We start from the raw sequence: 12,470 nt of genomic DNA on the forward strand, positions 1-12,470 counted from the left end.
GTGTGCAGCGGTTTTGCGATAACGACATGCGACAAAACAAGGACTTAAAGCGTAGGGAGCGAATCTGAAGGATCGCGACACGCTTTAATAGTAAAGCGGTTACAGAAACCGGTTCTGCATCGCAGCCGCACTTGTGGCAAGTGCGGCGATGTTGCCACGGATGCGCTCGGACACCACCGCGGCAACATCCGGGAATTCCTCGATCATGCGATGGAAGAGGATGCGTGTGATACGGATCACCTCTGAATCCTCGCGCGCGACCGCGGTGAACTTGCGTTCGCAGAGCGTGAAAAGCGCCAGTTCGGAAAGAAGACAGCCGCTACCGACGGTGGCCTTAACCTCTCTTTTGCCGTCACGCTCTTCGGTCCAGAGATCGAAGCGTCCATTGCAGATGACGAAGGCGCACTCGGCGGGAGAGTACTGGCGAAACAGCATGTGCCCCGCGGCAATGCGCCGCCGCTCGGCGCCGAAGGCGATCAGGCGCAGCTGGTCTTCGCTGAAGCCCTGGAACAGCGGCACCTGCGCGAAAAGCTTGATATCGTCGTTCAACGCCATGGGCTGATCCACCTGGGAAATGCAAGTCGGATGCCGCGCCGCTCAGATTTGAGGTAGCGCGGTTCAACCCGTTTTCGACCAATGCGGACTCCAAGACAAGAGCGGATCAAGAAAATCGCCCTTTAAGCGCTGCGCGTCCAAGAGGACGGAGCAAACAGCGCCCTTATGGGACGATCTTGTAGCCGCCGTTTTCGGTCACGAGAATTTCGGCATTGGAGGGGTCGCGCTCGATCTTCTGGCGAAGGCGATAGACGTGGGTTTCCAGCGTATGGGTGGTGACGCCGGAATTGTAGCCCCAGACCTCCTCCAGCAGCACGTCACGCGTCACGACAGCGCTGCCAGCGCGGTAAAGGTAACGGATGATGGCCGCTTCCTTTTCCGTCAGACGGATCTTCTTTCCATCTTCTGTCGTCAACAGCTTCTGGCTCGGCTTGAACTGGTAGGGACCGACGGTAAAGACCGCGTCTTCGCTCTGCTCATATTGGCGCAGCTGCGCGCGGACGCGGGCAAGCAGCACGGCAAAGCGGAAGGGCTTCGTCACATAGTCATTCGCACCGGCCTCAAGACCAAGGATCGTGTCGGAATCCGTGTCGTGACCGGTCAGCATGATGATGGGAGACTTGAAGCCGTTCTTGCGCATCAGCTTTACCGCTTCGCGCCCGTCCATGTCCGGCAGACCCACATCCATGATCAAGAGATCGACCTGAGTGGATTTGACCGTCTGGATGGCAGCATTGGCGTTCGCACCCGTCAGAAGCGAGAACTCTTCATAGGGAGAAAGTTGTTCGGCAAGGGTGTCGCGCAGATCGTCGTCGTCATCAACAAGAAGCAATGTACGGGCCGTCATAGAGTACCTTCGCCTTTCTCTTTTAATTTTCAAACCAATTCAGCGGTTTGCGCGCTTCGCGTCAACCCTTGTGCAGCAATAACGGCGTGCTATGACGTTCGGGTGAAGCATCTTCAAAGCAAAATCTCGTGAAAAAGAGTGATGACCAGAAAGATTGAATTCCGAACGTTACCACCCAAGCTTCTCGTCCGCCCGTCACCATTGAACCCAAGTCGAGCGATCGTTCAGCTTGGTCATTTAACGTTTCAGGCTGCGATTGGTCGCAATGGACGCTCTGTTTTCAAGCGAGAAGGTGACGGCAAAACGCCGATCGCTCAGATGCCGCTGCTCTACGGCTTCATCCGGGGCGAACGCTTCCGCGCCGTCCAGACGAGTTTGACGTTGCGTCGCGCAGTGAAGTCGATGTTGTGGTGCGATGCGCCAAGCGATCCGAACTACAATCGGCTGGTCAGAGCGCCATTCAAGCCAAGCCACGAAGACCTCTGCCGGGAAGACGGGCTCTATAATGTCTGTCTGGTGCTCAACTGGAACGTCAGATCCAGGCAGCGCAATCGCGGCTCGGCCATCTTCATGCACATGATCCGCCCGGGCTACGAGCCGACCGCCGGCTGCGTTGCACTGCACCCCAGAGACATGCGCCGTCTTCTGCCCCATCTTCGCCCGGGACAGATTATCCAGGTTCTATAAGCGCTTGCGTGAAGAGTGATGTGCCGAGAGGTCCTCAACACAGAATGGCCATCTTTGCGAAAGAAACAAAAAACCCGCCACGAGGCGGGCGGGTTTTTTGACATTCTGTAGGTGAAAAGCCTTACGCGGCTTCTTCTTCCGGTGCATCGTCTTCTTCGACGGCCTTGCCGCGCTTGGGGCCCTTGTTGAGATTGACTTCAACGAGGCGAACAGCTTCGGTTTCGGACATCTTGTTCACGGCTGCGATTTCGCGAGCCATGCGATCGAGAGCTGCTTCGTAAAGCTGACGCTCGGAGTAGGACTGCTCAGGCTGGTTCTCGGCGCGATAGAGATCGCGAACCACTTCTGCGATGGCGATCAGATCGCCGGAATTGATCTTTGCGTCATACTCCTGCGCGCGACGCGACCACATGGTCCGCTTGACGCGCGCCTTGCCCTGAACAACCTTCAGCGCACGCTCGACGAAATCCCCTTCGGACAGCTTGCGCATGCCGATGCTGACAGCCTTGGCGACAGGCACCTTGAGGCGCATCTTGTCTTTCTCGAAATCGATGACGAAAAGTTCGAGCTTCATGCCCGCGACTTCCTGTTCTTCGATTGCCGAAATGGTACCGACACCGTGAGCGGGATAAACGATCGCTTCTCCGGTTTTAAAACCGTGGCGCGCTGGAGATTTCTTCTGCTGGGTCGTCATTCGTTTTTTAAACTCCCTGTTACATACACCCGGGGGTTTCCGGGGTCGGGTCGGTCAGGCCCGGATGAGACGGGGGCAAGCCGTCAGGTGACTCCGCACTGGTCCAGCCGAGCACGCAAAAAGAAACCATCTTGCAATCCGGGGATCGACAACACAAAAGTAGGATATGTCACGGAAACCGCGTGCAATTGATGACTTGCTTTCGAGGTGTTTTAGGGCACGATAGTGCCGCGCTGTGGATCAGTTTTTCCTGTCTACCACAAAAATAGGTGGAAATCAATAATTTGCTTGCACCGTGGCGACGGAGTCACAACCTGCTTTACCGAGGCGTTAACAAAATCACCTCGGTAAACGCCTGATTACCAGCGCTGATCCATCCCGAATCGATTAAATTCTTCGCGCCCCGCCAATTTGTCGATTGCCACTTAAACTATTCATAATTCCGCGCCAATATCCGATTCGAATTTGGGAAAAATCACGATTTTTCTCCCTTTTATCGCCGAAACGCGGATATTTTTGGAAGAAAGAAGGCAAAATGGGCTACCGGAACAACCCAAAACGCGACAAACAGCTCGAAAAAGCCAAAAAACTGGCAGAGGCCACCGGCAAGCCTTTCCTCGATCCCAATACACTTTTTAGTCGTGCCAGCACGGACGACGTCGAGCACTATTCGCCTGAGATGTTGGCGCTGGCTGCAAGCCATGCCTTGAGCGAACTTTCTCATTGGAAAGCTGATCGCCCCTATATCGGCATCGCCCAGGTTGATGGGGTCGCGCCGCGTAACGTGCCGGTCTCCATCCTGACGATTGTGGGGCGCAACATGCCCTTCCTCTATGACTCCGTCATGGGCGAGGTGACCAGCAGCTATCGCAGCCTCTACCTTGCGGTTCACCCCATCATGGTGGCGGATGCCAAGGCGACCGGCGGCTACAGGCTGGCCGATCCGGAAACAGACGCGCCGCAAGACAATATCAGCCTGATCCAGCTGCACATCGCCCCTGTCGCGCCGCAAGCGGCCGAGGCGCTGAAGGAACGGCTTCGCTTCGTTCTCGCCCAGGTCCAGTCCGCCTATAGCGACTGGAAGCCGATGCTTGCCAAGCTTGATGAGGCGCTGAACGAGTTGAAAGAGCGCGGATCCTCGCGCCGCAAGGCCGATCGCGCAGAGGCCGCCGAGTTTCTCGAATGGCTGCGCAAGGACAATTTCACCTTCCTCGGCATGCGCGACTACAGCTATCCCGGCAAGGGAAGCTCCGCCAAGATCGAGCGCGGCGATGGCGTCGGTCTCGGGATGTTGAGCGATCCGGATGTGCGGGTGCTTAGGCTTGGCAAGGATGCGGTGATGACGACGCCGGAAATTCTGGCGTTTCTGGATGGTCCGGACTTCCTCATCGTCACCAAGGCCAACGTCAAGTCGCTTGTCCATCGCCGCGCCTATATGGATTATATCGGGATCAAGCGCTTCGATGCCGATGGCAATGTCGTCGGCGAGCTGCGCATTGTCGGTCTCTTCACCGCCACGGCCTATACCCGCTCGGTCCATGAAATCCCGCTTCTGCGGGCCAAGGCCTTGGAGGTCGAAGAGCATTTCGGCTTTGACCCCAACAGCCACTCGGGACGCATTCTGCACAATACGCTCGAAGCCTATCCGCGCGACGATCTCTTCCAGATCGAAACCGATCTTCTGGTCCGCTACACCGAGCAGATCATGGAGCTCGCCGACCGCCCGCGGGTGAGAGTGCTTGCCCGTATCGATCGCTTCGACCGCTTCGTCTCCGTCGTCATCTATGTGCCGCGCGAGGAGTATAATTCCTATGTGCGCGAGAAGATCGGCGATTATCTCGCACGCGTCTACGATGGCCACATCTCGGCCTATTACCCCGCTTTCCCGGAAGGCGCTCTTGCCCGCGTCCACTTCATTGTCGGGCGCAGCAACGGCAAGACGCCGCGCATCGCGCAGGACCGGCTGGAAGATGCCGTTAGCGATATCGCTGCGCGCTGGATCGATCATTTTACCGCGCTTTCAGAGCCTGGCGCTCCGCTTCTCGATGTCGATCAGGCTTATCAGGAAGCCTTTACGCCGGAAGAGGCGATCGGCGACATGCCCGATATCGTCGCGACCGCCAAGGGCGAGCCGGTCCGCATCGAGTTTTACCGGACAGCTGAGCAGGCGGAGAATATTCTGTCGCTGAAAATCTTCCACCGCGACGGCCATCTGCCGCTGTCGCGCCGCGTGCCGCTTCTCGAAAATCTCGGTTTCAGCGTCATCAGCGAACGGACGTTCGACATCGGTGTCGTCTCCGGTGAAAACACTGATCTCATTGTCCTTCACGACATGGAGCTTCGGGTCCAGCCAGGCGTCACGCTCGATCTTGCCGTCATTGGGCCAAGGCTTGAAGAGGCGTTTCTCGCCGCTTTCAATGGCACCGTCGACAATGACAATTTCAACCGCCTGATCGTTGCCGCCGGACTGACGGTGCGCGAGGTTTCCGTGCTTCGCGCCTATGCGCGCTATCTGCGCCAGACGGGCATCGTCTACTCGCAGGAGCATATTTCCGAAACACTGTTCAAATACCCGGTGATCGCACGCAGAATTTTCGATCTTTTCGCCCATGGCTTCGATCCGAAGCTTGGCGAGAAACCGCGCCTGCGCAAGCTTTCCGATCTGCACAAGGCGATCGAGGCTGATCTTTCCGGCGTACCCAATCTCGATGAGGACCGCACACTTCGCCGTTACGTCAACGCCGTCGATTCCACGCTGCGCACCAACTATTTCCAGCGCAACGAGGACGGTTCGCCAAAGGCGATGCTGGCCTTCAAGTTCGATCCGAAGCTTCTCGATGGTCTTCCCGATCCGCGCCCCTTCCGCGAAATCTTTGTGTATGGCACGGAAGTGGAAGGCGTCCATCTGCGCTTCGGAAAGGTGGCGCGTGGCGGGCTTCGCTGGTCGGATCGCGGCCAGGATTATCGCACCGAAGTGCTCGGCCTCGTCAAAGCCCAGCAGGTGAAGAACGCCGTCATCGTACCGGTCGGCGCCAAGGGTGGCTTCTATCCGAAGATGCTGCCCGTCGGTGGCAACCGCGATGAGATCTTCAATGCCGGCAAGGAGGCTTACAAGACCTATATCCGCACGCTGCTTTCCATCACCGACAATATCGTTGGCGATGATATTATTGCGCCTGCGGATACCATGCGTCTCGATGGCGACGATCCCTATTTCGTCGTCGCGGCCGACAAGGGAACGGCAACCTTCTCCGATACCGCCAACGGACTTGCGCGCGAAGCGGGCTTCTGGCTCGACGATGCTTTTGCCTCTGGTGGCTCTGCCGGTTACGACCACAAGAAGATGGGCATCACCGCCCGAGGCACCTGGGAAACCGTCAAGCGCCACTTCCGTGAAATGGATACCGATATCCAGACGACACCCTTCAAGGTGGTCGGTGTGGGCGATATGTCCGGCGACGTCTTCGGCAATGGTATGCTGCTGTCGGAAAAGATCGAACTGATCGCAGCCTTCGATCACCGCGATATCTTCATCGATCCGACGCCGGACACCGCCGTGTCTTTCGCTGAGAGAAAGCGTCTCTTCGAACTGCCGCGTTCCAGCTGGCAGGATTACGACCGCTCGACACTCTCCAAGGGCGCGATGATCATTTCGCGTGCGGAGAAATCCGTGACCCTGACGGCGGAAGCTGTTGCCGCAATCGGCATCGACAAGACGGTGGCAACACCCTTCGAGATCATGACGGCGATCCTCAAAGCCCCCGCCGATCTCCTATGGTTTGGCGGTATCGGTACCTATGTGAAGGCTGCGGTAGAAACCAATGCCGAGGTGGGGGACCGCGCCAACGATCCGATCCGCATCAACGCCACGGAAGTGCGCGCCAAGGTTATCGGCGAGGGGGCCAATCTCGGCATCACCCAGAAGGGCCGTATTGCCTATGCGCTGTCCGGCGGGCGCTGCAACTCGGATGCCATCGACAATTCCGCCGGCGTCAATTCCTCGGACGTCGAGGTCAATATCAAGATTGCGCTGGCATCCGCTGTGAATGACGGTCGCCTGACATTGCCGAAGCGCAATCAGTTGCTGGCCTCCATGACATCGGAAGTGGCGCAACTGGTGCTGCGCAACAATTACCTCCAGTCTTTGGCAATCTCGCTTGTCGAGCGCAGGGGGACCGGCAACCGCGAAGAGTTGGGCCGCCTGATGGCAGCACTGGAATCCTCCGGTCAGTTGAACCGCAAGGTGGAAACGCTGCCGAACGATGCGGAATTCAACGAACGCTATGCCGCCGGCAAGGCGTTGACCCGGCCTGAAATCGGCGTCCTGCTGTCCTATGCGAAGCTGACGCTGTTCGACACGCTGGTGGCCAGCACCCTGCCGGATGAGCCCTATCTGCAGCATCTGCTGACGGATTACTTCCCGAGCAAGATGCAGAAGACCTATGCGGGGGATATTGCAAGCCATCGCCTGCACCGCGAAATCGTCGCCACGGCGCTGGCCAACCAGGTGGTCAATCGTGGCGGTCCGGGCTTCGTGCAGAAGCTGGTGGATGCGAGCGGCCTGCTTGCTCCAGCCGTCGTCAAGGCAGCGATGATCGTCGAGGATGGTTTCGGCCTGAAGCGGCTTTGGAGCGAGATCGATGCGCTCGACGGGCAGATTTCGGGCGAGGTGCAGAACGATCTCTATGCCAGGGTCATGCAGATCTTCGGCGATGCGACGCGGCTCTATCTTCAGACGGCAGGTACCCTCACCGGCGCCATGCAGGATGAGATCGAGCGGTTGAAGAGCGCCATCAAGACGCTTTCTCCGGCAGCGGCCAAGTATCAGGAGGAGATCGGTCTTCCTGAGATCGACGGCGTTTCTCACGCGCTGATCAAGGAACTGGAGACGTTGCGCCTGCTGGTCTATGTGCCGGAAATCATGCTGATTGCCGATCAGGCCGGCACGACGCTGGCGCGCGCGGCGGAAAGCTATGCGGCCGTTTCCACCACCTTCCGCGTCGCCCGGCTTCTCGATGCCAGCCAGCGGGTCAGCCCGGCTGATCATTATGAGAACCTCGCGCTGCTGCGCAGCCAGGACCAGATCGCCTCGTCCCGCCGCCGCATCGTGGTTTCGGCGCTGACGGATTACGCAAAAGAGAAGAACCCGGTGCAAGCCTGGTACGCAGCCGATCGGGTGCGCGTCAATCGCATCGTCTCCGAACTTGCTGCACTCAGCGATAGTGGCGAGACGAATCTGGCGCGCCTCACCGTTGCCGCCGGTCTGCTTTCGGATATAGTCCAGACCAGAAGCGTCTAAGGTTCAACAGCGAAATGACCCGGCTGTAAAAGCCGGGTCGCCTGCATGCGGAAAGGCAATCCATTGAGTTCTTCTTTCCGTGTGACAGAATCGGTCGAGTCCACGGCCGATGCGCCAAAAACGGACGCTAAGGGGATCTGGGGTTGGATGCTGTTCGATTGGGCAGCGCAACCCTTCTTCACCGTCGTCACCACCTTCATCTTCGGACCTTACTTCGTCGCCCGGCTGACGGACGATCCAGTTTCGGCGCAGACGCTATGGAGCAATGTCGCGACCATCTCCTCCGTTGTCATCGCGATCTTCTCGCCGATCCTCGGATCGATTGCCGATCAGTCCGGGTCGCGAAAACCCTGGATCGCGTTTTTTGCCGTCATCAAGATCGCCTGTCTTGCGATGTTGTGGTTTGCCGCGCCCGGATCACCGGTGCTGTGGCCGGCCCTCTTCATGATCTTTGCCTCGATTGCGGCCGAGTTCTCCATCGTCTTCAACGATTCCATGATGCCTCGTCTGACGACACCTGAGAATGTCGGGCGGATTTCCAATACCGCCTGGGGGCTTGGTTATCTTGGCGGCATGATCGTACTGATCTTCATCGTGCTGTTCATGGCGGCCAGCCCACAGACGGGCCTTACCATCATCGGTCTGCCACCGCTTTTCGGTCTGAACCCGGCAACGGGAGAGGACGCCCGCATCACCGGACCGATCGCCGCGATCTGGTACTTCATCTTTATCCTGCCGATGTTCTTCTTCACGCCGGATGTGAAAAAGGGGCTGCCGCTTGGGCGGGCCGTGCGCTCGGGCCTGTCGGAGTTGAAATCGACGCTGAGGGAGTTGCGCCACCGCCCGCTCATCACGCGTTTCCTGATCGCGCGCATGCTCTATCAGGATGGCGTCAACGGGCTGCTCATCCTGGGTGGTGCGTTCGCCGCCGGCATGTTCGGCTGGGCGACAATGGAGATCGGCATCTACGGCATCATTCTCAACATCGTTGCCATTGGCGGCTGCTTTGCTGCCGGCCGGCTCGATCAGCGGCTCGGCTCGCGCACGATGATCATCATCAGTCTCGTGCTTTTGCTTCTCGCGACCCTCGGAATCATCTCGACGGAAAAAACATCGACGCTCTTCGGGTTGCTGCAATTCTCGACCGAGGGAACCCACGGTCTCTTCAGCAGCGGAGCGGAAAAGGCCTATATCGTCTACGGCGTGCTGATCGGTCTTGCCTTCGGCCCGGTGCAGGCCTCGTCACGCTCCTATCTGGCGCGCAACGTCACGATTGCCGAAGCGGGCCGCTATTTCGGCATCTATGCTCTCTCCGGTCGCGCCACCAGCTTCATGGCAACGCTGATGTTCTCCATCGCAACCTATGCGACCGGCTCCGCCCATATCGGTATGGCGACACTGATCCTCTTTTTGGGAGCCGGATTGATCCTGCTGCTCCGAGTTCCGAAGACCCTATAGCTGATCAAGCTTGGTCTGAAGGTTGCGCAGCTGCGCCTTCAGCTCGTCGATCTCCGAGGCGTCGGGCTTGCGCTGCTCCTTCGGCGTCGATGCCGGGGCGGAAAAGGGCGTGAACATCTGCATCGTCTGCTTGAAAAGTTCGGTGTTGCGCTTGATCTGCTCTTCCATCAGCTGGAAGGGAGCCGAGAAGTTCTTCGTCAGCGACGGGTCGCCGAAGGCCTTGCTCATATGTTCCTGCATATGGCTCTGCTGTTCGGAGAAGGTCTTCATCGAGTGCTCGAGAAAGGTCGGCACGACCATCTGCATCTGATCGCCGTAATAGGAGATCAACTGTCGAAGAAAGGCGGTTGGCAGAAGCGTGTTGCCGGTCTTGGCTTCCTGCTCGACGATGATCTGCGTCAGAACGGCATGGGTGATGTCTTCCGATGTCTTGGCGTCCTGAACCTTGAATTCTTCGCCGCGCTTGACCATCTTCGCCAGGTCTTCCAGCGTCACATAGGTGCTGGTCCCGGTGTTATAAAGCCGCCTGTTGGCGTATTTCTTGATAATGGTCTCGCCGCCATGTCTTCCCATCCTCGCCTCCTCGCGATGCCGGTCTTTTTTGTTTTCTTGGTGTTTTTGCTCTTCCCATTCAAAAGAGTATGCTGAAACAAAGGCGTCTGACAAATGGTTTGTGCGATGCAGCAGTCACTTTCTTGCGCAGCATTCTTGCAGCATGCGGGTGCTGCTGTGCGGGGTTCTTTCAAATCCTTTTGGCTAAATTGACTTGCGCCCCAAGCTTTGACAGTCTCGCGCCAAAATTCGGGAGAAACATCCATGCCTTCATCCTCCATTGTGATTGCGAGTGCCGCACGCACGCCGGTCGGTTCGTTCAACGGCAGCTTTGCCAATACGCCGGCGCATGAACTTGGCGCATCCGTCATCACTGCTGTTCTGGAACGGGCAGGCGTTGCCGCCGCCGACGTCGATGAGGCGATCCTGGGGCAAGTGCTGACCGCTGGCGAGGGGCAGAACCCGGCGCGTCAGGCCGCAATGAAGGCCGGCATTCCGCAGGAAGCAACCGCCTTCGGCATCAACCAGCTTTGTGGTTCCGGCCTGCGCGCCGTTGCACTCGGTGCCCAACAGATCGCCCTTGGTGACGCGTCCATTGTCGTCGCGGGCGGTCAGGAATCCATGTCGATGGCTCCCCACGCGGCGCATTTGCGCGGCGGCGTGAAGATGGGTGATTTCAAGATGGTCGATACCATGTTGAAGGATGGCCTGATCGATGCCTTTCATGGCTATCACATGGGCATCACCGCGGAGAATATCGCCCGCCAGTGGCAGTTGTCCCGTGAAGAGCAGGACGAATATGCGGTGCGTTCGCAAAACCGCGCCGAGGCGGCACAGGCGGCCGGGCGCTTTGACGATGAGATCGCGCCCTTCGTCATCAAGGGCCGCAAGGGCGATGTAACGATCGCCGCCGACGAATATATCCGGGCGGGCGCCTCGTTGGAGGCGCTGACGAAGCTTCGCCCCGCCTTCGACAAGGATGGCAGCGTCACGGCTGGCAACGCCTCCGGCCTTAACGACGGTGCCGCCGCCGTGTTGCTGATGACGGAAGAAGAGGCCGCAAAGCGCAATATCCAGCCTCTGGCGCGCATCGCCTCCTGGGCAACGGCCGGTGTCGATCCGCAGATTATGGGAACCGGCCCGATCCCCGCCTCGCGCAAGGCGCTGGCAAAGGCCGGCTGGTCGGTCGGCGATCTCGATCTGGTCGAGGCCAATGAGGCCTTTGCCGCGCAATCCTGCGCCGTGGTTCGCGATCTCGGTCTCGACCCAGAGATCGTCAACGTCAATGGCGGTGCGATTGCGATCGGCCACCCGATCGGCGCATCCGGTGCACGCGTCTTGAACACGCTCGTTTTCGAGATGAGACGGCGACAGGCCCGCAAGGGTCTCGTGACGCTTTGCATCGGCGGCGGCATGGGCATTGCCATGTGCCTCGAAGGGCTGTGATCGGCCCAAATCATTGAAATGCCACGTTGGCCCCTCTAAAGGGCTAAGCTTTGAAAGTGAGGGCCTTGAAGATGAGCCGGGTGGCATTGGTAACAGGTGGGACAAGCGGCATCGGCGCTGCGATCGCAAAAGCGTTTCATGCAGCCGGTTATAAGGTCGCGGTCAACTACGTCTTCACAGAGGACCGCGCCGAGGCTTTTCGGCGGACGACTGGAATACCCGCCTATCAATGGGATGTGCGGGATTACGATGCCTGCGTGGCCGGTGTCGCCGAGGTGGAGCGAACGCTCGGACCGATCGACATCCTCGTCAACAATGCCGGCATTACCCGCGATGCCATGTTCCACAAGATGACGCCGCAGCAGTGGCGTGAGGTGGTCGATACCAATCTCAACGGCGTCTTCAATATGACGCATCCGGTCTGGCCCGGCATGCGTGAGCGGGGCTTCGGTCGCATCATCACCATCTCGTCGATCAACGGCCAGAAAGGCCAGGCGGGTCAGGCGAATTATTCTGCGTCCAAGGCCGGCGATATCGGCTTGACTAAGGCGCTGGCGCAGGAGGGTGCCTCACGCAACATCACCGTCAACGCCATATGCCCTGGCTATATCGGCACGGAGATGGTCCGTGCCATCCCCGAAACCGTTTTGAACGAGCGCATCCTGCCGCATATTCCAGTCGGTCGATTGGGTGAGCCGGAAGAGATCGCCCGATGCGCACTGTTTCTGGCGTCGGATGAGGCAGGCTTCATCACCGGCTCGACGCTGACGGCCAATGGCGGGCAATATTTCGCCTGATCGCATCGCTTTTACCATCACGAATCCGTGATCGACGGCGTGGTGACGCGCTCGGTCCACAGACGCTCATTCGCGATGCTCTGTTAAAGATTCCGCTAAAGCAATGAAAATACGAAGCTTTTCGTCCAGTTTAGA

9 protein-coding genes are annotated in these 12,470 nt (G+C 58.5%); 5 read left to right on the forward strand and 4 right to left on the reverse strand.

Annotated features, from left to right (window positions below):
* Positions 1-99: 99 nt before the first annotated feature.
* Together ACTJKV_RS19740 and ACTJKV_RS19745 are read right to left on the reverse strand one after the other, a co-directional pair.
* Positions 100-555, reverse strand: coding sequence for a cyclic nucleotide-binding domain-containing protein (locus ACTJKV_RS19740; protein WP_062444501.1), 456 nt, complete (start codon positions 553-555; stop codon positions 100-102).
* Positions 556-718: 163 nt separating this feature from the next.
* Positions 719-1,402, reverse strand: a complete 684-nt coding sequence (locus ACTJKV_RS19745; RefSeq protein ID WP_062424741.1) for a response regulator transcription factor — start codon at positions 1,400-1,402, stop codon at positions 719-721.
* Between the two features lie 141 nt (positions 1,403-1,543).
* On the opposite strand from ACTJKV_RS19745, the gene ACTJKV_RS19750 reads away from it, so the two are divergent.
* Positions 1,544-2,089 carry a L,D-transpeptidase family protein gene (locus ACTJKV_RS19750; RefSeq protein ID WP_440599361.1) on the forward strand — a complete coding sequence of 182 codons (546 nt, stop codon included), beginning with the start codon at positions 1,544-1,546 and terminating at the stop codon, positions 2,087-2,089.
* A gap of 121 nt (positions 2,090-2,210) precedes the next feature.
* Here the strand turns inward: ACTJKV_RS19750 and ACTJKV_RS19755 are convergent, their stop codons facing one another.
* On the reverse strand, positions 2,211-2,783 hold the full coding sequence (locus ACTJKV_RS19755) for a CarD family transcriptional regulator (RefSeq protein WP_027673546.1): 573 nt from the start codon (positions 2,781-2,783) through the stop codon (positions 2,211-2,213).
* Positions 2,784-3,318: 535 nt separating this feature from the next.
* Here ACTJKV_RS19755 and ACTJKV_RS19760 point away from each other — a divergent pair.
* Both ACTJKV_RS19760 and ACTJKV_RS19765 read left to right on the forward strand, forming a co-directional pair.
* Complete coding sequence (locus ACTJKV_RS19760) at positions 3,319-8,082, forward strand: NAD-glutamate dehydrogenase (RefSeq protein ID WP_440599362.1); 4,764 nt, start codon at positions 3,319-3,321, stop codon at positions 8,080-8,082.
* A 147-nt stretch (positions 8,083-8,229) separates the two neighbouring features.
* Positions 8,230-9,540, forward strand: a complete 1,311-nt coding sequence (locus ACTJKV_RS19765) for an MFS transporter (protein ID WP_440599363.1) — start codon at positions 8,230-8,232, stop codon at positions 9,538-9,540.
* Here ACTJKV_RS19765 and phaR read toward each other — a convergent pair.
* Positions 9,535-10,113 (reverse strand): polyhydroxyalkanoate synthesis repressor PhaR, encoded by a 579-nt coding sequence (gene phaR, locus ACTJKV_RS19770; protein WP_274103488.1) that lies wholly within the window; start codon positions 10,111-10,113, stop codon positions 9,535-9,537. The genes ACTJKV_RS19765 and phaR overlap by 6 nt on opposite strands.
* A gap of 243 nt (positions 10,114-10,356) precedes the next feature.
* Here phaR and ACTJKV_RS19775 point away from each other — a divergent pair, with 243 nt between their 5' ends.
* On the forward strand, positions 10,357-11,538 hold the full coding sequence (locus ACTJKV_RS19775) for an acetyl-CoA C-acetyltransferase (RefSeq protein ID WP_274103487.1): 1,182 nt from the start codon (positions 10,357-10,359) through the stop codon (positions 11,536-11,538).
* Positions 11,539-11,609: 71 nt separating this feature from the next.
* The gene (gene phbB / locus ACTJKV_RS19780) at positions 11,610-12,335 is read left to right on the forward strand and encodes an acetoacetyl-CoA reductase (RefSeq protein WP_113259573.1); all 726 of its coding nucleotides are present in this window, start codon (positions 11,610-11,612) and stop codon (positions 12,333-12,335) included.
* Positions 12,336-12,470 lie beyond the last annotated feature (135 nt).

The sequence above is a fragment of the Agrobacterium sp. 22117 genome, from assembly GCF_052045735.1.
GTDB classification, from domain to species: Bacteria; Pseudomonadota; Alphaproteobacteria; order Rhizobiales; family Rhizobiaceae; genus Agrobacterium; species Agrobacterium cavarae.

Bases quoted from the DNA above. Each gene is read 5' to 3' on its own strand.
- ACTJKV_RS19740 (WP_062444501.1), bottom strand. From the start codon at position 555: ATGGCGTTGAACGACGATATCAAGCTTTTCGCGCAGGTGCCGCTGTTC.
- ACTJKV_RS19745 (WP_062424741.1), bottom strand. From the start codon at position 1,402: ATGACGGCCCGTACATTGCTTCTTGTTGATGACGACGACGATCTGCGC.
- ACTJKV_RS19750 (WP_440599361.1), top strand. From the start codon at position 1,544: ATGACCAGAAAGATTGAATTCCGAACGTTACCACCCAAGCTTCTCGTC.
- ACTJKV_RS19755 (WP_027673546.1), bottom strand. From the start codon at position 2,783: ATGACGACCCAGCAGAAGAAATCTCCAGCGCGCCACGGTTTTAAAACC.
- ACTJKV_RS19760 (WP_440599362.1), top strand. From the start codon at position 3,319: ATGGGCTACCGGAACAACCCAAAACGCGACAAACAGCTCGAAAAAGCC.
- ACTJKV_RS19765 (WP_440599363.1), top strand. From the start codon at position 8,230: ATGCTGTTCGATTGGGCAGCGCAACCCTTCTTCACCGTCGTCACCACC.
- phaR (WP_274103488.1), bottom strand. From the start codon at position 10,113: ATGGGAAGACATGGCGGCGAGACCATTATCAAGAAATACGCCAACAGG.
- ACTJKV_RS19775 (WP_274103487.1), top strand. From the start codon at position 10,357: ATGCCTTCATCCTCCATTGTGATTGCGAGTGCCGCACGCACGCCGGTC.
- phbB (WP_113259573.1), top strand. From the start codon at position 11,610: ATGAGCCGGGTGGCATTGGTAACAGGTGGGACAAGCGGCATCGGCGCT.